20 protein-coding genes and 5 pseudogenes are annotated in these 23,655 nt (G+C 71.4%); 7 read left to right on the forward strand and 18 right to left on the reverse strand.

What is annotated here, in order from left to right:
• Positions 1–3: 3 nt before the first annotated feature.
• The 5 genes and pseudogenes from BJF81_RS19150 to pip all read right to left on the reverse strand — a co-directional run bounded on the left by BJF81_RS19150 (position 4) and on the right by pip (position 4,050).
• The gene (locus tag BJF81_RS19150; RefSeq protein WP_237770033.1) at positions 4–603 is read right to left on the reverse strand and encodes a tetratricopeptide repeat protein; all 600 of its coding nucleotides are present in this window, start codon (positions 601–603) and stop codon (positions 4–6) included.
• Positions 597–1,037: a hypothetical protein gene (locus BJF81_RS19155; RefSeq protein WP_237770034.1), complete on the reverse strand. Its 441-nt coding sequence runs from the start codon at positions 1,035–1,037 to the stop codon at positions 597–599. Before BJF81_RS19155 ends, BJF81_RS19150 begins: the two co-directional genes overlap by 7 nt.
• A 69-nt stretch (positions 1,038–1,106) precedes the next feature.
• Positions 1,107–2,273: a hypothetical protein gene (locus BJF81_RS05125; protein WP_075957410.1), complete on the reverse strand. Its 1,167-nt coding sequence runs from the start codon at positions 2,271–2,273 to the stop codon at positions 1,107–1,109.
• Positions 2,274–2,310: 37 nt separating this feature from the next.
• Positions 2,311–3,069 carry a DUF1353 domain-containing protein gene (locus BJF81_RS05130; RefSeq protein ID WP_237770035.1) on the reverse strand — a complete coding sequence of 253 codons (759 nt, stop codon included), beginning with the start codon at positions 3,067–3,069 and terminating at the stop codon, positions 2,311–2,313.
• A gap of 5 nt (positions 3,070–3,074) precedes the next feature.
• Positions 3,075–4,050 (reverse strand): annotated as a pseudogene (pip, locus tag BJF81_RS05135) (prolyl aminopeptidase).
• Between the two features lie 53 nt (positions 4,051–4,103).
• On the opposite strand from pip, the gene BJF81_RS05140 reads away from it, so the two are divergent.
• Complete coding sequence (locus tag BJF81_RS05140) at positions 4,104–5,369, forward strand: NRAMP family divalent metal transporter (protein WP_075957413.1); 1,266 nt, start codon at positions 4,104–4,106, stop codon at positions 5,367–5,369.
• Here the strand turns inward: BJF81_RS05140 and BJF81_RS05145 are convergent, their stop codons facing one another.
• The 5 genes and pseudogenes from BJF81_RS05145 to BJF81_RS05165 form a co-directional block, all read right to left on the reverse strand.
• Positions 5,370–5,903, reverse strand: a complete 534-nt coding sequence (locus BJF81_RS05145) for a GNAT family N-acetyltransferase (protein ID WP_083664006.1) — start codon at positions 5,901–5,903, stop codon at positions 5,370–5,372. It abuts the gene before it with no gap.
• Positions 5,900–6,214, reverse strand: coding sequence for an MTH1187 family thiamine-binding protein (locus tag BJF81_RS18525; RefSeq protein ID WP_075957414.1), 315 nt, complete (start codon positions 6,212–6,214; stop codon positions 5,900–5,902). The genes BJF81_RS05145 and BJF81_RS18525 overlap by 4 nt, the downstream gene beginning before the upstream one ends.
• A 141-nt stretch (positions 6,215–6,355) precedes the next feature.
• Positions 6,356–7,222: pseudogene (gene meaB / locus BJF81_RS05155) on the reverse strand (methylmalonyl Co-A mutase-associated GTPase MeaB); the annotation flags it as partial.
• Positions 7,223–7,288: 66 nt separating this feature from the next.
• A pseudogene (locus tag BJF81_RS05160) lies at positions 7,289–8,498 on the reverse strand (acetyl-CoA C-acetyltransferase).
• A gap of 92 nt (positions 8,499–8,590) precedes the next feature.
• Positions 8,591–10,108, reverse strand: a complete 1,518-nt coding sequence (locus tag BJF81_RS05165; RefSeq protein WP_075957416.1) for an amidohydrolase — start codon at positions 10,106–10,108, stop codon at positions 8,591–8,593.
• Positions 10,109–10,167: 59 nt separating this feature from the next.
• Between BJF81_RS05165 and mce the strand changes: the two genes are divergently transcribed.
• The 3 genes and pseudogenes from mce (at position 10,168) to BJF81_RS20260 (ending at position 11,961) form a co-directional block, all read left to right on the forward strand.
• Positions 10,168–10,653 carry a methylmalonyl-CoA epimerase gene (gene mce / locus BJF81_RS05170; protein ID WP_075957417.1) on the forward strand — a complete coding sequence of 162 codons (486 nt, stop codon included), beginning with the start codon at positions 10,168–10,170 and terminating at the stop codon, positions 10,651–10,653.
• A 35-nt stretch (positions 10,654–10,688) separates the two neighbouring features.
• Positions 10,689–11,180 (forward strand): annotated as a pseudogene (locus BJF81_RS21335) (AI-2E family transporter); the annotation flags it as partial.
• A gap of 175 nt (positions 11,181–11,355) precedes the next feature.
• Positions 11,356–11,961: an AI-2E family transporter gene (locus BJF81_RS20260; RefSeq protein WP_158068616.1), complete on the forward strand. Its 606-nt coding sequence runs from the start codon at positions 11,356–11,358 to the stop codon at positions 11,959–11,961.
• A gap of 9 nt (positions 11,962–11,970) precedes the next feature.
• On the opposite strand, the gene BJF81_RS05180 is transcribed toward BJF81_RS20260, so the two are convergent.
• Both BJF81_RS05180 and BJF81_RS05185 read right to left on the reverse strand, forming a co-directional pair.
• The gene (locus BJF81_RS05180) at positions 11,971–12,198 is read right to left on the reverse strand and encodes a hypothetical protein (RefSeq protein WP_202817429.1); all 228 of its coding nucleotides are present in this window, start codon (positions 12,196–12,198) and stop codon (positions 11,971–11,973) included.
• A gap of 103 nt (positions 12,199–12,301) precedes the next feature.
• The gene (locus tag BJF81_RS05185; RefSeq protein WP_075957420.1) at positions 12,302–13,978 is read right to left on the reverse strand and encodes a 3-hydroxyacyl-CoA dehydrogenase family protein; all 1,677 of its coding nucleotides are present in this window, start codon (positions 13,976–13,978) and stop codon (positions 12,302–12,304) included.
• 74 nt (positions 13,979–14,052) lie between these two features.
• On the opposite strand from BJF81_RS05185, the pseudogene nucS reads away from it, so the two are divergent.
• Positions 14,053–14,746, forward strand: a pseudogene (nucS, locus tag BJF81_RS05190) (endonuclease NucS).
• Positions 14,747–14,937: 191 nt separating this feature from the next.
• Here the strand turns inward: nucS and BJF81_RS17280 are convergent.
• Positions 14,938–16,578, reverse strand: a complete 1,641-nt coding sequence (locus tag BJF81_RS17280; RefSeq protein WP_143780679.1) for a hypothetical protein — start codon at positions 16,576–16,578, stop codon at positions 14,938–14,940.
• 290 nt (positions 16,579–16,868) lie between these two features.
• Here BJF81_RS17280 and BJF81_RS05195 point away from each other — a divergent pair, with 290 nt between their 5' ends.
• Entirely contained in the window at positions 16,869–18,401 is a 1,533-nt protein-coding gene (locus BJF81_RS05195) for a gamma-glutamyltransferase (RefSeq protein ID WP_075957422.1), read from the forward strand.
• Between the two features lie 42 nt (positions 18,402–18,443).
• Complete coding sequence (locus BJF81_RS05200) at positions 18,444–19,103, forward strand: cob(I)yrinic acid a,c-diamide adenosyltransferase (protein ID WP_075957424.1); 660 nt, start codon at positions 18,444–18,446, stop codon at positions 19,101–19,103.
• Here BJF81_RS05200 and BJF81_RS05205 read toward each other — a convergent pair.
• The 5 genes from BJF81_RS05205 to BJF81_RS05225 form a co-directional block, all read right to left on the reverse strand.
• Positions 19,085–19,513 (reverse strand): DUF2550 family protein, encoded by a 429-nt coding sequence (locus tag BJF81_RS05205; RefSeq protein WP_075957426.1) that lies wholly within the window; start codon positions 19,511–19,513, stop codon positions 19,085–19,087. The two genes, BJF81_RS05200 and BJF81_RS05205, sit on opposite strands and share 19 nt — an antisense overlap.
• Positions 19,514–19,517: 4 nt before the next feature.
• Positions 19,518–19,802 (reverse strand): F0F1 ATP synthase subunit epsilon, encoded by a 285-nt coding sequence (locus BJF81_RS05210; protein WP_075957427.1) that lies wholly within the window; start codon positions 19,800–19,802, stop codon positions 19,518–19,520.
• Positions 19,803–19,871: 69 nt separating this feature from the next.
• A complete protein-coding gene (locus BJF81_RS05215; protein ID WP_075957428.1) occupies positions 19,872–21,101 on the reverse strand; it encodes an acetyl-CoA hydrolase/transferase family protein in 1,230 nt (409 codons plus the stop codon).
• 146 nt (positions 21,102–21,247) lie between these two features.
• Positions 21,248–22,702, reverse strand: coding sequence for a F0F1 ATP synthase subunit beta (gene atpD / locus BJF81_RS05220; protein WP_446740538.1), 1,455 nt, complete (start codon positions 22,700–22,702; stop codon positions 21,248–21,250).
• 21 nt (positions 22,703–22,723) lie between these two features.
• Complete coding sequence (locus tag BJF81_RS05225) at positions 22,724–23,626, reverse strand: F0F1 ATP synthase subunit gamma (protein WP_075957430.1); 903 nt, start codon at positions 23,624–23,626, stop codon at positions 22,724–22,726.
• Positions 23,627–23,655 lie beyond the last annotated feature (29 nt).

Below are 23,655 nucleotides of genomic sequence, written 5' to 3' on the forward strand. Positions count from 1 at the left end.
CGGTCAGAACAGGGCGCTCATCAGGGCGCTGCGCGCCTTGCCGACCCGCGGGTCGGAGCTGCCGACGACGTCGAACAGGCCCAGCAGGTGGGTCCGCACGCGGTCGCGGTCCTCCCCCGTGGTGGCCCGCACGAGGTCCACGAGGCGGACGAAGGCGTCCTCCACGTGCCCGCCCACGACGTCCAGGTCGGCGGCGTCCAGCTGAGCCTGCACGTCGGTGGGCCGGTCGGCCGCGGCCTGGCGCACGGCGGTCAGGTCCATCCGGCTGGTGCGTTCCAGCAGCTGCACCTGGGCCAGGCCGAGACGGGCCTGCTCGTCGCCCGCGTCCTCCCGGAGAGCCTGCTCGTAGGCCTGCTGGGCCGCCGTCCAGTCCCCGCGCTCGACGGCGTCGTAGGCCGCCTGGTGCAGCGGGGGCAGCTCGGCCTCCGCGTCCTCGTCCGCCTCCCCGCCCGCTGCGTCGGCGTCGGCCAGCTCGACCCGCCCGGTGACCCCGTTCGTCACCGCCGCCTGCAGGAACTGGTCGAGCAGCTGGTCGACCTGGCTCATCGGCTGCACGCCCAGGTAGAAGGGCATCGGCTGGCCGCCCACGAGGCCGATCACCACGGCAGCGCGGTGACCTGCCCGAAGGTCTGCTGCAGCACGGGGGTGAGGGCCTGCATGACCCCGGGGGCGGCCGCCAGGTCGACGCCGACGACCTGGAAGCGTCCCTCCTTGTCCCGGGCTGCCTGGGCCAGCTCGCGCAGGTGCTGCACCGACTCGGGCACCTGCGGGGTCCACAGCACCAGCACCAGGGGGGTGGTCAGGCTGGCGTTGACGACCGCCTCGAAGCTGGCGTCGTCGGCGTGCACGAGCGCCCCGCTGCGCCCGGGGACGCCGTCACCGGCCTGACCGGTGCCGCCGCCGGCCGGCGCCGACGCCGCCTGAGCCGCAGCACCGGGGGCGGACGCGGGGGCGCCGGGCCGGCCGTTCCCGCCGCCGAGGCGGGACAGGTCGACGGCACCCCTCAGGGCAGCGGCGGAGAAGGGCTGCTGGGACATGGAGGCTCCTCGTACGACGGTGGTGCGGGTCGGGTGCTGGCTCCCCAGGGTATGCGGTGCCCGCGCCGGTCAGGACCCCCAGGCCTCGACCAGCTGCTCGCGGACGGCGATCATCTCGGGGGTGAACTCCTCGCCCTCGGCGGGTACCCGCACCCCCATGAACACCATGGTGCGCAGGACGGCCTCCTCGGTGACCTCGTCGATGCCGGCCAGGGTGGTGAAGGCCTCCGGCGGCGTGAGCACCACGTCGGGCTCGACGGTGAACGTGGTGTCGCGCAGGAGCGTCCCGATGACGAACGCCGACCCGTCCTCGAACAGCAGGGTCTTGGTGTCGTCGGAGATGAGCCAGTTCCTCTCCTGCAGCGTGGCCCTGCCCTCCACCGCGGCCGCCTGCTCCTCGGCGGCGTCCCGGACGGCCGGGCTGTAGCCGTGGGTGCGGTACTCGGGGATCTCCTCCGGCTGCGGCCAGCTGGTGTAGGCGGCGATCTCCTTCAGCGTGTCCCGCGGGGCGACGAGCAGGTCTCCCTTGCCCTCGCGCAGCACGGGGGTGCCGACCGACCGGGGGTCGAAGGTGGGCACGGAGGTCCCCGGGAGCATGGGGGCCTCCCAGATGATCCGGAAGTCCTCCTGCTCCCCGGTGCGGCTCTCCATGAGGTGCAGCACCGGCACCCCGTCGTCGGGCACGGTCTGCACGAGCAGGAACTGGGGCAGTTCCCCGTCCTCGCGGCTGATCGCCAGGACGTTGGGCTCGGCCGGGGCGTCCATCTCCGCCTCCGCCGACTCGCCGTTGACGGCCTCCAGGACGTCCGCGGCCTCCGCCGCGTCCCGGGCCGAGCCCATGACGGACTTGCGGTGGTCGTCCACGACCTCGTCCCCGTCGCCCCGGAGTGCCGCGTGCCGCCGCTCCAGGATGGTGGCGGCGACCTGCTCGGCGTCCTCGACGCTCATGACCGCGGTCGCCTCGTCGGTGCTCATGGCGACCGTCTCGTCCTCCGTGTCGCCCGAGGTCGCGGCGACGTCGGCCGTGGCGGTGCTGTCGTCGGCGTCGGCCCCCTCGGAGGTCGCGGTGGCCCCGTCCGCGTCCGGGCCGGCGGTCGTCGCCGGGCCGTCCGTGGCGGTGGCGCCGGTCGCGTCGTCGGCGGAGGAGGCGTCGGAGGAGCCGTCCCCACCGGTGCAGGCGGAGAGCGCGAGCGCCGAGGTCAGGGCGACCGCGGCGGTCAGACGGGGAAGTTTCATAACGAAACGGTAAACACCCCCGGCCTCCCGCGCCAAATCAGGGACCTCCCAGGTCCCTGGTCCGCACCCCCCGCCGGTCCGCGGGACCGCTCACCCACCGCTCCAGCAGCTGGTACCCGCCGTAGAGGACCAGCAGGACTGCCGTCACGTGCAGGAGCAGCGCCAACGCGACCCCGCTGATCACCCCGGCCTGCCAGTAGCGGCCCCAGGACAGGGCCAGGACCGAGGGGACCAGGACGGCGAAGACCGCCCCCAGGACCAGCTCCTGCTGCCAGGGCCGGTCCCCCATCCACGGCAGCACGTCGATTACGTCGAGGAAGTCCAGCGTCGCCAGCACCCCGACAAGGGCCACCAGGCCCAGCACGCTCACCAGCCGGGTGCGGTGCCACGGGTCCCGGCCCGCCCACAGCGTCCCCAGGGTCACCGCCGCCCACATCAGCCAGGCGCGGACCCGGCCGGTGCCCAGCTCGACCATGGCCGTGCGGAAGAGGCGGTCGGCCTCGTGCCGGTCGACCACCGGTCCCTCGTGCGACCCGGGCCGCACGAGGGCGTCGTGCAGCACCGCCGCGGGCAGGAACTCCCCGCTCACCGGCACCAGCCAGGTGAACAGGTGGGGCACCGAGGCCAGGTCGGTGGTGAAGGTGTCCAGGTCGGTGGGGACGACGAAGGGCTCGGGGTGGTCGGGCGAGCGGTAGCCGAAGCGGCGCAGCAGGCTGAAGTCGCGCCCGTCCACGCTGCGCAGCTCCAGCCGCAGCAGACCGCCGGTCTCCGCGTCGAAGAACTCCCCCGACCCCACCTCCGTCACCCCGCGGCGAAGCGGTCCGTGGCCCGGACCAGGGCGTCGAGGGTGCCCGGCTCGGAGAACGCGTGCCCGGCGTCGGGGACCACGACGAACTCCGCGTGCGGCATGCGGGCGGCGAGGTCGAAGGCCGTGCGGGCCGGGGTGCACATGTCCAGGCGGCCCTGGACGATGACGGTGGGCACGGCGGAGAGCCGGTCCGCGTCCGCCAGCAGCTGGCCCTCGCGCAGAAAGCCGCCGTGGGTGAAGTAGTGGTTCTCGATCCGGGCGAAGGCCAGCGCCTGGGCCGGCTCGGTGGCTTGGCGTAGCCATCCTCGTCCGGCTGGACGGTGATGATCCTCGACTCCCAGCCGCTCCAGGCGACCGCCGCCGGCAGGTGCACCTGCGGGTCGGGGTCGAAGAGCAGCTCGTGGTAGGCCTCCATCATCGCGTGCCGGCGGTCCGGGGCGACGGGGGCGACGTAGTCGGCCCAGTGGTCGGGGTAGACGTGCTCGAGGTGGCCGCGTTCGTACATCCACGCCAGCTCCGCCCGGCGCAGGGTGAAGATGCCCCGCAGCACCAGCTCGCCGACCCGCTCCGGGTGCCGTTGCGCGTAGGCCAGCGACAGGGTGGAGCCCCACGAGCCGCCGAACACCTGCCACCGGTCCACCCCGAGGTGCTCACGCACCCGTTCCAGGTCCTCGACCAGGTGCCAGGTCGTGTTCGTCGCCCACACCCGGGGGTCCACGGTGGTGGAGGCGTGCGGCCGCGACCGACCCGCCATCCGCTGGTCGACGAGCACGATCCGGTAGCGCTCCGGGTCGAACACCCGACGCTGCCGGGGCGAGGTGCCGCTGCCCGGGCCGCCGTGCACGAAGACCACCGGGCGGCCGTCGGGGTTGCCGGACTGCTCGACGTAGATCTCGTGCCCGTCCCCCACGGCAGGTGCTCCACGGCATACGGCTCGATCTCGGGGTAGAAGGTGCGTCGCTGCTCCACGCCCCCTGCCTACCACGCGACGACGACACCGGACGGCAGTAGTCTTCCTGGGCATGTCGACCAGCGCCGCCACCGCCGACACCGACCGCCCGTGGGCCTCCCGGCTGGCCGCCCTCGGACCCGGCCTGCTCGCGGCCTCGGCCGCGATCGGGGCCTCGCACCTGGTCTCCTCGACCCAGGCGGGGGCGCTCTTCGGCTGGCAGCTGGGGCTGGTCATCGTGCTCGCCCTCGTGCTGAAGTACCCCTTCTTCCGGTTCGGTCCGGAGTACACCGCCGAGACCGGGCTGAGCCTCGTCGAGGGGTATGCCCGCAAGGGCCGGCCCTACCTGCTCGTCTTCTTCGTGCTGTCCGCGCTGTCGTCGGTCATCTCCACCGCCGGCGTCACCCTCCTCGGGACGGTGATCCTCGCGTGGATCCTGCCCTCCTCCTGGGGGCTGGGGGTGCCCGTGCTCGCGGCCGCCCTCATGGGGCTCACCTGGTTGCTGCTGGTCGGCGGCCACTACAAGGCGCTCGACGGCGTCACCAAGGTCATCGTGGTCACGCTGGCCCTGGGCACCGTCGTGGCGGTGGTCATGGCCGCGGGACGCACCCCGGTGCGGGAGGCCGGCTTCGTGGACCCCTCGCCGTGGACGCTGGCCACCCTGCCCTTCCTCGTCGCCCTCGTCGGCTGGATGCCCGCCCCGGTGGAGATCAGCGCGCTCAACTCGCTGTGGGTCAAGGCCAAGGCGCAGGACCGCCGCCTGTCCCGGGACGGGATCCTGTTCGACTTCACCACCGGCTACGTGGTGTCCGGGATCCTGGCCCTGTTCTTCCTGGCCCTGGGCGTCTTCGTCCAGTACGGCAGCGGGGAGGAGCTGGAGATGGCCGGCGGCGCCTACATCCCGCAGCTCATGGGCATGTACGGCGAGGCCATCGGGCAGTGGGCCGTCCCCCTCATGGCGGTGGTCGCGTTCGTGACGATGTTCGGGACGATCATCAGCGTGGTCGACGGCTACGGCCGCGCGTGCGCCGAGTCGCTGCGCCTGCTCCGGGGGCAGCCGCGGATGAGCCGCCGGGCCAAGGACACCTGGATCACCCTCATCGCCGTCGTCGGCCTGGTCATCGTCATCTTCATGAGCGCCCAGCTGGCGGGCATGCTGCGGTTCGCGATGATCAGCGCCTTCCTCACGGCCCCGGTGTTCGCCTGGCTGAACTTCTCCCTCGTGCGGCACGAGCACCGGCTCTCCCCCGGCCTGCGCGCGCTCTCGTGGGCGGGCCTGGCCTTCCTCGCCGGGTTCGCCGTGCTCTTCCTGCTCAGCCTGACCGGGGTGCTGGGCTGATCAGCCCCGACGCACCATCCGCGCCTCCCGGACGCCCGCGTGGCGGTCGTCCGACACCGCCCCGTCGAGCTCGAACCCGTGACGCCGGTAGAACCGGACCGCCCGGTCGTTGCCCTCGGCCAGCCACAGGTAGGCCGGGCCCGGCCCGAGCACCTCGGCCATGAGCCGGGCGCCCAGGCCCCTGCCCTGGTGCCCGGGCGCCACGTTGAGCGCCCACAGCTGGTCGGGCGTCGGTGCGTCCTCGTCGCGCGCCGGGCCGCACATGAGCCAGCCCGCGGGATCGTCGCCGAACACCGCCACCCTGATACGGCGCCCGTCCGCGGGGACGGCGTCGCGGGCGTAGGCCTGGGCCACGGAGTACCACAGCGGCCGGAAGGTGTCCGCCGACAGCCCGTCGACGACCTCGTCGTCCATGAGCCCGCGGTAGGTCTCCTGCCAGACGCGGGCGTGCAGCTGCGCGAACGGCTCGACGTCCGCCATGACCGGGTCCCGCAGCAGGTATGCCGCCGGGTCGGGCTCCCCGGGTGCGCTCACCGGGGGTCCTCCGCCAGGTGGGTTCGGACGCGCTCCACCTTGCTGCGCAGCTGGTCCGTGCGCCCCGGACGCAGGTCGGCCTTGAGCACGAGCGAGACGCGCGGGCCGTGGGCCGCGACGGCGTCGCAGGCTGCCCGGACCACCGGCATCACCTCGTCCCACTCCCCCTCGACGGTGGTGAACATCGAGGTGAGCTCGTAGGGCAGACCGGACTCGCGGACCACCCGGACGGCGTCGGCGACGGCCTCGCTGACCGACCCGGAGCCGTCGGCGGCCACGGACGGGGCGACGGAGAACGCGAAGAGAGCCATGGCCCCACCGTACCGAGGCCGCCCGGCACCCCCGGGGTCAGCGGCCGAGGGTCTGCTCGACGACCGTGTCCGCCGCCGCGTAGGGTCGAGCCGGCCGGCCAGCACCTCGCCGACGGCCGTCGCCAGGATCCCTCCACCGTGCTCGTCCCCCAGCCGTTCCCGCAGCCGGGCCAGCGCCAGGGCCTCGACCTCGCGGGCCGCCCGCTCGCGGCGGCGGCGCTCCAGCTCGCCGTGCTCCCCCAGCCACGACCAGTGCTTGTCGAGGGCCGCCATGAGCTCCTCGACCCCCTCGCCGCGGTCCGCGACCGTCTTCACCACGGGCGGCCGCCACAGGTGGGGCTCGGTGCGGTCGCCGAGGGAGATCATGTGGCGCAGCTCCCGGACGGTGGCGTCGGCCCCGTCCCGGTCGGCCTTGTTGACGACGAAGACGTCCCCGATCTCCAGGATCCCCGCCTTGGCGGCCTGCACCCCGTCGCCCATCCCGGGCGCCAGCAGCACGAGGGTGGTGTCGGCCAGACCGGCGACCTCGACCTCGCTCTGGCCGACCCCGACGGTCTCGACGAGGACCACGTCGTAGCCGGCCGCGTCGAGCACCCGCAGCGCCTGCGGCGTCGCCCGCGCCAGCCCGCCGAGGTGGCCCCGCGAGGCCATCGACCGGATGTAGACGCCCTCGTCCAGGGCGTGGTCCACCAGCCGGATCCGGTCGCCCAGCAGCGCTCCTCCGGAGAACGGGCTGGAGGGGTCGACCGCCAGCACGGCCACCCGCAGGTCCCGGTCCCGCAGGGCCCGCACGAGCATCCCGGTCGAGGTCGACTTGCCCACCCCGGGGCTTCCCGTCAGCCCGATCGTGCGGGCCCCCGAGGCGTGCGGGGCCAGGGCGGCCATCGCCTCCCGCAGGGCCGGGTCGCCGTTCTCCACCAGGGTGAGCAGCCGGCCCAGGGCACGCGGGCTGCCCGCCCGGGCCTGCTCGACCAGGGCGGGGACGTCGACCTTCCGTCTCGATCGCATGGGACCAGCGTCGCAGAGGGTATGCGGTGCACCCGGCCCGGGTGCACCGCATACCCTCTGCGGACGTCAGGCCTGCTGCGCCGGCACCCGGACGATGAGGGCGTCGCCCTGGCCCCCGCCGCCGCACAGGGCGGCGGCGCCCACCCCTCCACCGCGGCGCTGCAGCTCGAGGGCCAGGTGGAGGAGGATGCGCGCGCCGGACATGCCGATCGGGTGGCCCATCGCGATGGCCCCGCCGTTGACGTTGACCTTGTCCGGGTCCAGGCCCAGCTCCTTGGAGGCGGCCAGCCCGACGGCGGCGAAGGCCTCGTTGATCTCGACGAGGTCCAGGTCGGTGGGGGCCAGGCCCTCCTTCGCGCAGGCCTTGGCGATCGCGCGCGCGGGCTGGCTCTGCAGGGTCGAGTCCGGGCCGGCCACCATGCCGTGGGCGCCGATCTCGGCGATCCAGCTCAGGCCGAGCTCCTGGGCCTTCTCCTTGCTCATGACGACCACCGCGGCGGCGCCGTCGGAGATCTGCGACGCCGACCCGGCGGTGATCGTCCCGTCCTTGCTGAAGGCCGGGCGCAGCCGGGAGAGCGACTCGACCGTCGTGTCGGCCCGGATCCCCTCGTCGGTCTTGAAGGCGACCGGGTCGCCCTTGCGCTGCGGGATCTGCACCGTCACGACCTCCTCGTCGAAGCGGCCCTCCTCCCACGCTCGCGGCGAGCTGGTGGCTGCGCGCGGCGAAGGCGTCCTGCTCCTCGCGGGTGAACTCCGCCGACCCGCAGTTGGCCCCCTCGGTGAGGTTGCCCATGGCCTGGTCGGTGAAGGCGTCCCAGAGGCCGTCGTAGGCCATGTGGTCGCGCACGGTGACGTCGCCGTACTTGTAGCCGCTGCGGGACTTCTCCAGCAGGTGCGGGGCGTTGGACATCGACTCCTGACCGCCGGCGACGACCACCTCGACCTCGCCGGCGCGGATCAGCTGGTCGGCCAGGGCGATGGCGTCGATCCCGGAGAGGCACACCTTGTTGACGGTGAGGGCGGGCACGTCCATGGGGATGCCCGCCTTCACGGCGGCCTGCCGGGCCGGGATCTGGCCGGCACCGGCGGTGAGCACCTGGCCCATGATCACGTAGTCGACCTGGTCGCCGGAGACCCCGGCCTTCTCCAGGGCCCCCTCGATCGCGAACCCGCCGAGCTCGGCCCCGCTGAACCCCGAGAGCGAGCCGAGCAGGCGGCCCATCGGGGTGCGGGCCCCGGCGACGAGGACGGACGTGGTGGGGGCGGACGTGCTCATCGGGAAGGACCTCCGGCGTCGGTGGTGGAAGCGGTGCTGCCTCCCACTGTAGTGCGCCGACCGGACGCTCCCGGCGGGCCCCGGCCGGGTCCTCAGCCCCCGTGGATCAGGGTCCCGGCCACGACCGTCGCCGAGACCCTCGTCGCCCGCAGCCGACGCGCCTGCTCGGGCGAGGTCGCCCCGGGCGCCCCGAGCGGGTCGTCCTCCAGGAGCACCAGGTCCCCGGGGGCGCCGGCCCGCACCCGTCGTCCGTCCACGGAGGCCGCGAGGGCCTCGACCGGGGTGAGCGCCTGCTCCGGGTGCCAGTTCTCGCCGTCGAGGGGACCGCGGTGCACGGCGGCCGCCGCGGCCAGCCAGGGGTCCAGGGGCGAGACCGGGGCGTCGGAGCCGAGGACCACCTCGATGCCGCGGTCGAGGAAGCTGCGCAGCGTGAACGTCCGGTCGGTGCGGTCGGGCCAGCACTGCTCGGTCACGACCCGGTCGTCGAGCAGGTGGGCCGGCTGGACGCTGGCCCGCACGGGCAGCCGGCGCCACCGGTCCAGGTCCTCGACCGCGACCAGCTGGGCGTGCTCGATCCCGCCCCTGGCCCCGGTCCGGCCGAAGGCCGTCAGCGCCTGGTGGACGGCGGCGTCCCCGATGGCGTGCAGGGCCACCTCCAGCCCGGCCCTGCGCGCGGTGGCCAGCAGGTCCACCAGCTCCTCGCCGCCGAGGTTGGGCGCCCCGGCCGGCTCGGCCAGGCTGGCCCCGTCGGCGTAGGGCTGGCAGCACCAGGCCGTCCGGGTGTTCAACGACCCGTCGCTGATGATCTTCAGCGGACCCATGGTGACCAGCCCGTCGGTGGCACGGATCGTGTCGCCCGTCCGCACCCCTGCGGCCAGGACCTCCTCCAGGCCCTCGGGATAGACCCCCACGCGGGCCCGCAGGGCCGGCAGGTGCTCGGCCACCCGGTCGCGCCAGTGCGCCCAGGGCCGGCCGAACTCCAGGTCGGTGATGCCGACGACCCCCAGGGCGACGGCGTCCGCCAGCGCCAGGGCCACCCCGGCCTCCGCCTCGTCGTGGGCGCCGGGCAGTCCGCCGAGGCGTTCGTAGACGGCGAACCACTCGGCCTCGGCGATGACGCCGTCGCGCCGGGGCGCACCGAGCAGGTCCATGGCCCGCGAGTTGAGCCACCCGTGGTGGCCGTCCCCGCTGATGAGGACGACGGGGACGTCGGGGGCGACCGCGTCCAGGTCCGCCGTCGAGGGGTCGCGCCCCCAGGTCGCGGGTCGGTGCCCCCACCCGGTGAGCACCCCGCTCGTCGGCAGGTTCCCCTCCGCCAGCCGCCGCCGCACCAGGTCGACGGCCTCGTCCGCGTCCCGGGCGCCCGACAGGTCGAGCCGGCTGCGCACGAGGCCCCACTGGCGCACGTGGACGTGGTGGTCCCACAGCCCCGGCAGGACCCACCGCCCGCCGCCCTCCAGCTGCTCCCCGCCGGGCGGCCGGGGCAGGGTCGGGGCGACCTCGGTCACCGTTCCGTCCTCGACGAGGACGTCGACGGGCGTGCCGGACGGGTCGGGCGCCGTTCCGTCGAGCGGCACGACACGCACCCCGCGGATGAGGAGAGAGTCCATGGGGTGGGAGTATGCCGCCCGTCCCCACCCGTGTCGGGCACCGGGCCTAGTCTGTGGTCATGAGCGCTACCCCCGGCCCGCAGGACCCCTCGGCGCAGAGCGTGCTCGGTCCGTTCCTCCTCGCGATCGACCACGTGGGCATCGCCGTGCCCGACCTGGACGCCGCGATCACCTTCCACCAGGAGGTCCTGGGCAACCGGGTCGTGCACGAGGAGACCAACCCCGAGCAGGGGGTGCGGGAGGCGATGGTGGCGGTCGGCCCGGCCGACACCGGCGGCGGCGCGCCGCCCACGATGATCCAGCTGCTGGCCCCGACCGGTCCGGACTCGACGATCGCGAGGTTCCTCGACCGGTCCGGGCCGGGCCTGCAGCAGCTGGCCTACCGGGTGGCCGACGTCGACGCCGTCTGCGTGCTCCTGCGGGAGCGCGGGCTGCGGCTGCTCTACGACGAGCCCCGGCTGGGCACCGCGGGGTCGCGGATCAACTTCATCCACCCCAAGGACGCCGGCGGGGTGCTCGTCGAGCTGGTGGAGCCTGCCGGGTGAGCCGAGGCAGCACGAGGCTGGTCCGCGGCCGCCGGATGCTGCGCCGGCTGCGCCCCCACCACGTCCCCCGGGCCGGACGGCGCGCCGTGCGCCGCTGGCAGGACTACCGCGAGCGCCAGCTGACCCTCCTCGCCGAGAGCAACCGGCTCCAGCAGGAGCTGCGCGACCAGGTGGCCGCCCCCGTGACGGTGGTCCCCGGCGTCCCGCCGCCGGGGGCGGTCGACGCCTCGGCCCCCGGCACCGCGGACCAGGACCCCCGGGCCGGTCGCAGCTGGTCGCTCGCCTCCCCGTTCTACGTCGGGTTCACCTTCGCCCTGGGCGCCCTGCTCGCCTGGCTGCTCGTGCAGAACCTGACCCGGCTGACCTCCGTGTTCACCTTCCTGCTCGTGGCCCTGTTCGTCACCCTCGCGCTCGACCCGGTCGTGCAGTGGCTCACCCGGAGAGGGTTCACGAGGGGGCCTGCGGTCCTCGTCGTGTTCCTGGGCCTGGTGGCGGTGGTCACCGTCGTCGGTCTGCTCGTCGTCCCCCCCATCGTGGCGCAGGCCGGGGCCCTGGTGGAGAAGTTCCCCTCCTACCTGCAGAACCTCGGCGGCCAGCCTGGCTGGCGACCTGGACGCCCGCTACGACCTCTCCGGACGGCTCACCGAGGAGGCCGACCGCCTGGCCACGGACGGGCGCACCATCTCCACCGTCTTCGGCGGCGTGCTGGGGGCGGCCGGCTGGGTCGCCGGCAGCCTCGTGGGTCTGCTGACCTCGGTGATCCTCACGCTGTACCTGCTCGCCACCCTGCCCACCGTCAAGGAGGCCGCCTTCCTCCTCGTGCCCAGCAGCCGTCGTCCCCGGGTCGTCGGCCTGGCGGAGGAGATCATGCGGCGGGTCGGCGGGTACGCCCTGGGGCAGAGCGCGGTGGCCACGATCAACGCCGCCTGCTCCTGGGTCATGATGCAGATCATGGGGATCCCCTACCCGGCCGTCCTCGCGGTGCTCGTCGGGCTGCTGGGCCTCATCCCCATGATCGGCGCCACCCTGGGCGCCATCATCGTCGGGCTCGTGGCGCTGACCGTCTCCCCCACGACGGTGCTCGTGGTCATCGTCTACTACGTGGTGTACCAGCAGGTGGAGAACTACGTCATCGTGCCCAACATCATGCGGCGGACGGTGTCCGTGCCCGGCGCGGTGACCGTCGTGGCGGTCCTGGTCGGCGGCACCCTCCTCGGGGTGCTCGGCGCGCTCATCGCCATCCCCGTGGCGGCGGGCCTGCTCCTGCTCTACCACGAGGTGATCGTCCCCCGGCAGCAGCGCACCTGACGACGACGGTCAGGCGAACGACCCGCCCGGGCGCCGACGCTCCCGGGCCGACCAGCACACCGTGTGCCAGTGCCGGCGGTTGTCCAGCTGCTGCATCCCGTCCACCGGCCAGACCACGGTGTGGGCCACGTCGGCGCCGACCTCGTGCTGGCAGCCGGGGCAGCGGTAGACCCGGCCGGTGCCGGTCGGCCCGACCTGCCGGACGGCCCACACCTGGCCCGCCCAGGCGACCTCCACGACCGTCGGGCCCCGGGGCCCGGGTGCGGGCGCGCCCGCACGCCCGGGGACCGGCCGTCCCCGGCGCCGAGGACGGTTGGACCGGGGAGCCACGGTCGGCCCGTCAGGAGGTGAAGGGGCGGTCCAGCAGGACGTGCTCCAGGAGCAGCGGGGACGGGCGCAGGGCGTCCGCCGGGAGCCCGGTGCCGCCGGCCGAGAGCTCCTCGCAGACCGCGAGCACCTCGTCCGCCCCGATCTGGTCGATCATCGCGAACGGCCCCGTCGGGTAGCCCAGGCCGTGCTGGAGGGCGGTGTCGATGTCGGCCACGCCCGCATAGCCCTCGTCGAGCATCCGGACCGCGTCGTTGAGGTGCGGCACGAGCAGGGCGTCCACGACCATGCCCGACCGGTCGCGGCAGACGACCGGCTCGGCACCGATCCGGGTGACGACCTCGCGCAGCAGGGCGACCGTGGCGTCGTCGGTCGCCGAGGACCGGCCGATCTCGACCACCTGGCCGTTGCCGGTGGGGGCGTGGACCTGGAGCACGGCCACCTTCTCCGGCCGCCCGGACAGGGCGCCGACGGCGACGGCCGCCTCGGGGTTGACCGTGGTCAGCACCGTGCCGGGGCCGACGACCTCGCCCAGGGCCTCCCACAGGTCCTCGCCCGTCGCCTCCACCCAGGCCTGGGCGTCGGCCAGCTCCTCCTCGCCCGGCGGCGGGGCGGGTGCCTGGGCCTCGACGACGAGGCCGACGTCCGCGAGCCGGGCGAGCTCCGCCCGGTCGGCGGGGTCCTCCACGCGGGTGACCGCATACCCGCCGTCCTGGAGTCGCGAGACGAGCTCGTCGGCCAGCTCGCCCGTGCCCACGACCCCGACGGCGGACAGGTCCGTCGCCGCGGCCGCGGACGGGGTCTGCTCGTCCTCGACGACCTGCCCGCTGCCCGGCGCGGCGTAGGTGTAGAAGCCGCGGCCGCTCTTGCGGCCCAGCAGCCCGGCGGTGACCATCCGCTCGAGCAGCGTGCTCGGCGCGTGCATGGGGCTGCGGCTGTGGGCGTAGATGACCTCGCCGATGTGGTGGCACACGTCCAGCCCGACGAGGTCCATCAGCGTGCAGGGGCCCATCGGCAGACCGGCACCCACGCGCATGGCGGTGTCCAGGTCCTCCCGGCTGACGTGGCCCTGCTCGAGCATCTTCAGGGCCGAGACGAAGTAGCCGAAGAGGAGGTAGTTGGCCACGAACCCGGCCCGGTCCCCCACGACGACGGGCTTCTTGCCGATCCGCCCGGCGAGCGCCACCACCGCGGCGGTCACGTCCTCGTCGGTGCGCAGGGTGGTGATGATCTCGACGAGCTTGAGGACGGGCGCCGGGTTGAAGAAGTGCATCCCGACCACGCGGGCCGGGTGACGGGTGCCGGCGGCGATCGAGGTGATCGACAGGCTGGAGGTGTTGGAGGCCAGGACCGCGTCCTCGCCGACGATGTCGTCCAGCTGGCCGAACACGCGGTGCTTGAGGTCGAGGATCTCCGGGACGGCCTCGACCACGAGGTCGGCGTCGGCCAGGTCGGCCATCCGGGTGGTGATCGTCACCCGCCCGAGGATCTCGGCCTGCCCGGCCTCGTCCAGCCGGCCCTTCTTCACGGCCCGGTCGGTCGAGGCCTGCAGGATCGCCCGGCCGCGGTCGGCGAGCTCCTGGGTCGTCTCGACGCCGACGACCTGCAGCCCTCCCCGGGCGAAGACCTCGACGATGCCGGCACCCATGGTGCCCAGTCCGATGACCCCGACGGTGCTGATCTCGCGCATGGGCCGATCCTCTCAGACGGCCGGGGGCCCCGCGGGCCGGGGTCGGGCCCCCGCCGGGCGTTAGGGTGGCCCGCGTGCGTGTCGTGATCGCCCGCTGCTCCGTCGACTACCACGGCGCCCTCGAGGCCCACCTGCCGCTGGCGACCCGCCTGCTCATGGTCAAGGCCGACGGGTCGGTGCTCGTGCACTCCGACGGCGGCTCCTACAAGCCGCTGAACTGGATGGCGCCCCCGTGCTCGATGGTCCAGGTGGAGCCGGACGAGCTGGAGCGCGAGGAGGGCGTCGAGCAGGTGTGGGTGGTCTCGCACGCCAAGCGGGAGGACACCCTCCGGGTGCGGCTGCACGAGATCCACGCCGACAGCTCGCACGACCTCGGGATCGACCCGGGCCTGGTCAAGGACGGGGTCGAGGCCCAGCTGCAGGCGCTGCTGGCCGAGCACATCGGCACCCTCGGCGAGGGGTGGACCCTGCTGCGCCGGGAGTACCCCACGGCGATCGGCCCCGTCGACATCCTGTGCCGGGACGCCGACGGCGCCACGGTCGCGTGGAGATCAGCGCCGGGGCGACATCGACGGCGTGGAGCAGCTCAGCCGGTACCTGGAGCTGCTCAACCGCGACCCCCACCTCGCCCCCGTCCAGGGGGTCTTCGCGGCCCAGCAGATCCGCCCCCAGGCCCGCGTGCTGGCCACGGACCGCGGCATCCGGTGCGTGACCCTCGACTACGAGGCCCTGCGCGGACGCGACGACGCCGCCTCCCGCCTGTTCTAGGTACCTAGGATTCCTTCACCGCGAGTGGACTGCGTGGGAATTCATCCTGTAGAGCAGGTCGCCTAACTCGGGTTATCAGCATTCCTCCCCTTGGCATTCATTGCAGACGCAGTCACGTGGTTCTCTAAGTCCACATTGCGCAGAGACGAGAACCACGCTTGGCACAGGCAATCGGTAAGGGCACTGGGGACTCAAGGCAACTGAGATCCTATGGTGGGAGCAGGACTCCATGCCCGCTCTGGGGAAAGGACATTCAGGCCTGTCGTCGGCAGGAGCGCACTCCCATCGTCGTCCTGCAGATGCAATTCTTCGATAATTGCCCTTCTGACGAAATCATAGACCTCTTGCGAACGGTCCTTAGAGCCCACACCTCCACCTTTCCTCGACGACGCTCCTCGTCGAAGCAACGCAATCAATTCTGGGATTCCGCGCTCCGCAGGCTGCAAAAATTCGTTGATTTTCGGATGGCCAATCAACGCCGCCCAGGCCTCCCGTTGGGACCAACGCCGCACGCTCGTGTCGCGATGAGGCACAGCGGCGAACCCCATGGGCGTCTTGCGATCGAAGGATAGAAACGGCAAAGGAAGCGCGTATTGTTGGCACATGAGCCTCTTCCCAAATACTTCGGCTTCCAGCAAGGCCACGTCGCAACTGACACCTTGACGTTCGGTCTCACCAGACTTGGGCACCCCCTCAGAGGTATGCATCATGGCCATCTGTCGCGGAGTCAGCAAGAGCACTGCAACAGGCGCGTCATTACCGAGTGTGGCGGCACGAGCGACACGCCCTCCCCCTCGTGACGTGAGCAAGGCTGCATAGATATATCCCCAGTAACCGATGTTACACATGACAACGTCTGCATCAGCGACCGACCCCGATAGGACAAAGAATGGCTCAGCCTCATGACCAGATTTCTCGGCATAATTTTCGAATTTCCATGCGAGATTGGCGATGTCGCGATTCGCACCGAAGGCTATTTGGGGGACTCGTTCGTATAGGGATTCTACCGCCCCTGCGGCCCTGGCAGAAATGTCCCGGAGAGGCCCGCCCGAGGCCAATTCATTAACCTCAGGAACATCACTCCATTTCCAATCCAATTGATACACTTGGTCGTGATCCACGTAGAATGCGCCAGTCCTCAAAGTCGAGGGGTACGCCAGAGGATCCCCCAACTGGCCGTAGATCGACTCTTCGCCGGAGATTTTCATGAAACTCCTCCATGGGTCAGCTGGGGCTTTATTGTCCCTGATTCGACGATAGTTTTCCACGGCTCCACGCCATTGCTCCGAAGACCATAAGGGCCTGGAAAAAAAGAAGGTGGTGTAGGGAGAGACCCCGTCAGCCGGGTCAGATTGACGAATGTTGTTGGTCTCTAAGTAGCGGCTAAGCAAGAAGGCATCTGTGTGATCGAACACCCCCGGCCAAACTAGAAGCCACCATGCCACGATCCGTCCCATGCGCCGCTGCAGGTATTCCGCCGCGACTTCGTTTTCTTCGTGTGCCCGCACGAAAGCGTCGAATATCGATGTCAGAGCGGCCGAATTTTCTAAGAACGTTTCCCTGCACGCCTCCGCCTCAGGTGTTTCCGCAGGAAATCTTGACCAATATTGCTGCAATTCATACCGGGTTGGAAATCTGGTTGCTTCAGGCGTCACTCTGAAGTCACGCGCTAAAGCTCTATCTGCCCACTTTGGCTCAGTAGCCGAAGCAAAGACTCGCACAATCATATCATACAACTCAAACCGCACACGAGCGAGGTCCTGAGAGTAGAACCTGGACGCAACGTCCACTGCCGGGGACTTGAGCGCCGACTCATGCTCCAGCTTCTGCATGTGCACACTGGTACGCCACGCCAGGATCGCCACCCAGAGCGATCCCGTCGCTGTGACTATCCCGACTGCTGAGCTCACCATCAGCCACTCAAATTGCAGCATACGCCCTCCAATGTTCGGCACGGCACACATGGCACTTCGACGTGTCAGTCTAGAGCGCTGACCAGTGGCCCGAGTCCAGACCAGACCTGGCTGGTTGCCTCCACACCCATCAGCCCCGCGCCTGTCACGTTACATGTGCTAAAGACTCCCAGGGGAGAGCACCAGCACATGTGGGGCAGGATAGCCTCATGGTTACCCGCCGCCGCGCCTCTATTGCCGCCCCGAACTCTCAGGCCACCCTTGCAGCTGCTCAGGTCTTGGAGGAGGGTGGCTCTGCGGTCGATGCTGCGGTCGCAGCCATGTTGAGCGCGACGGTCACGGAACCAGGGGTCGTGGCACCCCTGGGTGGATGCTACGTCAATGTGTGGCCTCCGGATGGCGACCCGGTCGTCATCGACGGCAACGTCGAGATGCCTGGGCGTGGACAACCCCTTGACCGCTTCGGATCCGGGCTCATCGAGTCCAGATCCGAGTACGGGGGCGGAATGGTCACGTTCGTGGGTCCCGGTTCTGTGGCGACTCCGGGCACGTTCGCGGGGCTTGGGTGGGCGCATGAACGTTTCGGTCGCATCCCATGGGCGCTTCTTATTCAGCCAGCAGTAGGCGTCGCGCGCGGCGGTTTTGCTCTGGGCCGTACATCGCAAAGTTATCTGGCGTTGGTTGCCGACACCATCATGTCGTGGGATCCGCACACGCGCGCACTACTGACTGTTAATGGCATGGCTCCAGAAGTGGGCCATATTATATGCGACGAAGTGTTGGCTCAAAGCTTAGAGGAGATCGGGGCCGAGGGCTGGCGCACGGTATACACCGGCGACATCGCCTCTAAGATTGATAACGATATGCGGGTACGCGGCGGACTCCTACGAAAAGCGGATCTGCAGGCATACAAGCCTGTGGTCAGGCCAGCACTGCGGACGGCCCTTGGTGAGTGGGGCCTCGCCTGCAACCCACCTCCCTCTGTCGGTGGACCCGTCCTGACAGCGCTCTTGCGACTGTTGAGTACTGTGGGACGTGAGATCACACCAGCGTCGGCCGCCGCAATCATGAAGGAAGTCTTGGACATCCGGCTGGATAGAATAGATACGGCCGCCGACCTGGCAGCGGCTGGTGCGGAACTCTTAGACACACTACATGCGATCGGTGCGACTGGTCTGCCCACCTCCCCCTCGACAGCCCACGTATCTATAGTTGACAGCCATGGCTTTGCCTGTGCCATCACAGCCTCTGCGGGCTACTGCTCGGGAATGACGGTCAGTGGCACCGGCCTCATGGCCAATAACGCGCTCGGGGAATTGGAACTTAATCGATTGGGCCTGCACAGTCTGCAGCCAGGAACTCGGTTGGCATCGAATATGGCCCCCACAACTGGAAGGAGTAAGGACGGAGCTGCAATTGCCATCGGATCGCCGGGGGCGGACCGCATCACCACGGCACTAGCCCAAGTCATCCTGCACGTCGCGTGCCACGGCGAGGACCTGCAGACGGCGGTCGACCGCCCCCGGATGCACCCGCGTCGCCTGGACGACGGTTCCACCCGGGTCGAGCACGAGCAGGACGCCATGATCGCCGCGAGCCTGGACGCCGCCGGGCTGGCGCGCCACGAGCACCCGTTGCACGTCATGTACTTCGGCGGCGTCGGCGCGGCGCTGCGGACCGGGGAGGGCCAGCTGCAGGCCGCGGCGGACCCGCGGCGCGAGGCCGCCACCCTCATCACCTGACCGGTCCACCGGCCGGCAGGCCCGCGTGGGACGATGCCGTCCATGGTCAACCTCACCCGGATCTACACCCGCACCGGCGACGACGGCACCACCGCGCTCGGGGACCTCGGCCGCACCGGCAAGAACGACCCCCGCCTCGTGGCCTACGCCGACACCGACGAGACCAACGCGGTCATCGGCGTGGCCCTGGCCGGGGCCAGCCTGCCCGTCGACGTGCAGCGCACCCTCACCCGGGTGCAGAACGACCTGTTCGACGTGGGTGCCGACCTGGCCATGCCCCTGCGGGCCAGCTACGACTGGGAGCCGCTGCGGGTCCAGGCGCCGTGGATCGAGGAGCTCGAGGCCGACTGCGACCACTACAACGAGCCGCTGGAGCCCCTCCGTTCCTTCATCCTGCCCGGCGGGACCCCCGGGTCGGCCCACCTGCACGTGGCGCGCACCGTGGCCCGGCGGGCCGAGCGGTCGGCCTGGGCCGCCCTGGACGTCCACGGCGACGCCCCGGCGCCCGAGGGGGCCGAGAAGGGGATCGGCGGGGTCAACCCGCTGGCGCCGAAGTACCTCAACCGGCTCTCCGACCTGCTCTTCATCCTCGCGCGCGTGGCCAACCGCTCCCAGGGGGACGTGCTGTGGCGGCCGGGCGGAGGTCGGGTGGAGGCGCCGGAACGTCGCCGGCGCCGGGGCCCTCAGGCCACGCGCGACTGACGGTAGCCGGGCGGGACGGCCTCGACCCAGGCCCGCAGCGCGGTGTAGTGCTGCTCGTCGAGGGCCAGCTCGAAGGTGGCCGTCCCGTAGCGCACCGGCACCTGGATCAGGTCCTGGCGACCCAGACCGTGGGCGTCGTCGGCGGTCAGCGCGGTCGCCACGCCCAGGTCCAGCTCCCCCCGCAGCCACGGACCGTCGGAAAGACCGCCCGGCCCACGCACGGCCAGGCGGTCCTCGGTGAAGCGGAGCATGCCCCGACGCCAGTCCGCGGACCCTCGTCGGTAGGCGGTCGGCATCGGCGGACAGATCAGGTCCTGGTCGGCGAACCGGTGGAAGAGGACCAGCCCCAGTCCCAGGATCACCAGCGCGCCGACGGCGGCCAGGAGCACCAGGACGAGGCTCTCCGGCATGGCGTCAGGCGGTGGCGGCGGTGGTCAGGCTGCCCGCGTCGACGCTGTCGGCGACGATGACGACGCGGTCGTGGTCGACGGAGAGGAAGCCCCCGTCGATGGTCACCGTCTCGGTCGAACCGCCGCCGGTGACGATGCGCACGTCCCCGGTGACGAGGACGCCCAGCAGGGGGGTGTGGCCCGGCAGGATCCCCAGCTCGCCGTCGATGCTGCGCGCGCTGACGCTCGCGGCCTCGCCCTCCCAGACCTTGCGGTCGGCGGCGACCAGCTGGACCTTGAGCTCACTCACGGATTCTGTCCTCTCGGGTACGGCGGTCGGTGCTGCCAAGTCTACCGGTCCTGCGGGCCTGCCCGGGACTCACGCCAGGCCCAGGTGCTCGGCCTCCTCCCACAGCTCGTCCCGGACCCGCGGGTGGGCGGTCCGTTCGATGAGGTGCCGCGCCTGCTCCTTCTCGCTGTGCCCGAACAGCGGCGCCACCCCCTGCTCGGTGACGATCGCCGAGGCCTGGAAGGAGGTGACCGGCTCGTCGACCATCGGCACGATCGTGGACACGTCGGCCTTGGGGTGCCAGGAGCGCAGCGCCATGATCGCCTGGCCGCCCTGGGAGTGCAGCGCCCCGACGATGAAGTCGGTCTGGCCGCCGAAGCCGCTGTGGATCCGGGCGTCGATGCGCGAGGCGTTGGCCTGCCCGAAGAGATCGACCTCCAGCGCGGTGTTGATCGAGGTCATGGACCGCTGCCGGGCGATGAGCGCCGGGTCGTTGGTGCGTTCGGTGCGCAGCAGGTGGACCCGGCGGTTGCCGTCGAGCCAGTCGTAGAGGTCCTGGGTGCCGAAGAGGAAGGACGTGGTCAGCGGGTGGTCGTCGTCGAGGGCCCCGGCGGCGTCGAGGGCGAGCACCCCGTCGGAGAACATCTCGGTCCACAGCCGCAGCCCCCGGTGGCCCGTCAGGGCCGCCAGCACCGCGTCGGGGACGGCCCCGATGCCCATCTGCAGGGTGGCCCCGTCGGGCACCATCGCGGCCACCCGCTCGCCGATGGCCCGCGCGTCCTCCCCCAGCGGGGCCGCGGCCGGAGGTGTCGGCAGCGGGCTGCTCGCCTCCAGCGCGAGGTCGATGTGCTCGACGGGCACCAGCGCGTCGCCGTGCGTGAACGGCATCCGGTCGTTGACCTGGGCCACGACCAGTCCGCCCCGTTCCCGGCAGGCCTCGACGGCGGCCGGCAGCACGTTGACCTCGATGCCGAGCGAGACCACCCCGTCGCGGGGTGGCGAGCAGTGCAGGAACACCGCGTCCACCGGCAGGGAGCGCCGGAAGAGCACCGGGACGAGGGACAGCCGCGAGGGTACGTAGCGCAGCCCCGGGTGCCGTCGCTGGCCTGCCCCCACGAAGCTGGTCTCGGCCACGACGCCGTCCCTCTCGGGCAGCCCGGGCGGGCCGTTGAGCGTGTTGAGCACGTAACGCTCCACGTGCTCGTCGAGGACGCGCACCAGCTCCCAGGGCACGCTGTGGTTGCCGGAGGCGACGACCCGGGGGGTGTCGGGAAGGGCGCGGAGCGCGGCGGCGAGGGCCGGGGTGTCGACGGTGATCACCCGCCCATTGTCCCGTCGGGCCGGCCGGGCCGTCGCCCGGGGTCGCCCGTCCCCGTCCCCCGACCGGGACGACGCAGGGCCGGCGCGGCTCGTCTCCGCACCGGCCCCTCCGCCCACCCCCACGGACGGGGGTATGGCGCGTCAGCTCAGCTGTTCTTCTCCAGCTCGGCGGCCTGACGCTCGACGTCCTCCAGCCCGCCGCACATGAAGAAGGCCTGCTCGGGCACGTGGTCGTACTCGCCGTCGGCGACCTTGGTGAAGGCCTCGATCGTCTCGGACAGCGGGACGGTCGAACCCTCGATGCCGGTGAACTGCTTGGCCACGTAGGTGTTCTGCGACAGGAACCGCTGGATCCGGCGGGCCCGGCCGACGAGGATCTTGTCCTCCTCGGAGAGCTCGTCGATCCCGAGGATGGCGATGATGTCCTGCAGCTCCTTGTAGCGCTGGAGGATCGACTTCACCCGCACGGCCGTGTCGTAGTGCTCGCGGGTGATGTAGCGCGGGTCGAGGATCCGGCTGGTGGAGGTCAGCGGGTCCACGGCCGGGTAGATGCCCATCGAGGCGATCGGGCGGGACAGCTCGGTGGTCGCGTCCAGGTGGGCGAACGTCGTCGCCGGGGCCGGGTCGGTGTAGTCGTCGGCCGGGACGTAGATCGCCTGCATCGAGGTGATCGAGTGACCACGGGTGGAGGTGATCCGCTCCTGCAGCGTGCCCATCTCGTCGGCCAGGTTGGGCTGGTAGCCCACCGCGGACGGCATCCGGCCCAGCAGCGTGGAGACCTCCGAGCCGGCCTGGGTGAACCGGAAGATGTTGTCGATGAACAGCAGCACGTCCTGCTTCTGCACGTCGCGGAAGTACTCCGCCATCGTCAGCGCGGACAGGGCGACCCGCAGACGGGTGCCCGGCGGCTCGTCCATCTGGCCGAAGACCAGGGCGGTCTGCCCGAGGACGCCGGCCTCCTCCATCTCCACGATGAGGTCGTTGCCCTCACGGGTGCGCTCGCCGACGCCGGCGAACACCGACACACCGCCGTGGTCACGGGCCACGCGGGCGATCATCTCCTGGATGAGCACCGTCTTGCCCACACCGGCGCCGCCGAACAGGCCGATCTTGCCGCCCAGCACGTAGGGGGTCAGCAGGTCGATGACCTTGATGCCCGTCTCGAACATCTGGGTCTTGGACTCCAGCTGGTCGAAGGCCGGCGCCTGGCGGTGGATGCCCCAGCGCTCGGTGATCTCCAGCGTCTCGCCCTCGGGCAGGTCGAGCACGTCGCCGGTGGCGTTGAACACGTGGCCCAGGGTCACGTCGCCCACGGGCACGGTGATCGGACCGCCGGTGTCCTGCACGGCCGCGCCGCGGACGAGGCCGTCGGTGGGCTGCAGCGAGATCGCGCGCACCATGTTGTCGCCGATGTCCTGGGCGACCTCGAGGTTGATCGTCTTCGTCTCGCCGCCGAGGGTCACCTCGGTCTTGAGCAGGTTGTACAGCGCGGGCATCTGCCCGGGCGGGAACTCGACGTCGACGACCGGGCCGATGATCCGGGACAGACGACCGACGCCGCCCTGCGACTGCTCCTGTGCCGGAGCCTCAGTGGTAGCCATGCTCATGGTTTCGGTTCCTTCTCACTTGGCGTCGGCGAGGGCGCTCGCGCCGCCCACGATTTCGCTGATCTCTTGGGTGATCTCGGCCTGGCGGGCCTGGTTCGCCAGCCGGGTGTAGGTCTTGATGAGCTCCTCGGCGTTGTCCGTGGCCGACTTCATCGCCCGCTGGCGGGCAGCCAGCTCGGACGCGGACGCCTGCAGCAGCGCGTTCCAGATCCGGGAGGTGACGTACTTGGGCAGCAGCGCGTCAAGGACCTCGCCGCCGTCGGGCTCGAACTCGTAGAGGGGGTAGATGTCCTCCTCCGTCGCCGGGCTGTCGTCCTCGACGACCTCCAGCGGCAGCAGCCGCACGACGTGCACCTCCTGGGTGACCATCGAGACGAACCGCGTGGAGACGATGTGCAGCTCGTCGACCCCGCCGTTCTCCGAGCCCGCCACGAAGTCCTCGGTCAGCCGGGTGGCGATCTCCTTGGCCACCTCGAAGGTGGGCGCGTCGGAGAAGCCGGACCAGGACTGCTCGAAGGAGCGCCCGCGGAACTTGTAGTAGCCCTCGGCCTTGCGCCCGGAGAGGTAGGGGACGAACTCCTTGCCCTCGTCGTCGACGAGCAGCTCGCGCAGCTGCTCGCTGCGCTTGAGCACGTTGCCCGCGTAGGCCCCGGCCAGACCCCGGTCGCTGGTGATGATGAGCACACCGGCCCGGCGGACCGCCTCCCGCTCGGTGGTCAGGGGGTGGTCGACGTCGGAGTAGCTGGCGACGGCGGACACGGCGCGGGTGATCGCGTTCGCGTAGGGCGTCGTCTCGGCGACCCGCTGGCGGGCCTTGACCACGCGGGAGGCCGCGATGAGCTCCATCGCCCGGGTGATCTTCTTGGTCGACTGGACGGACCGGCTGCGCTGGCGGTACTCCCGCTGCTGCGCTCCCATATCTCGCCTCTCTCGTGTGTCGGTGACGT

Source organism: Ornithinimicrobium sp. CNJ-824 (genome assembly GCF_001942405.1).
Lineage (GTDB): Bacteria > Actinomycetota > Actinomycetes > Actinomycetales > Dermatophilaceae > Ornithinicoccus > Ornithinicoccus kibberensis.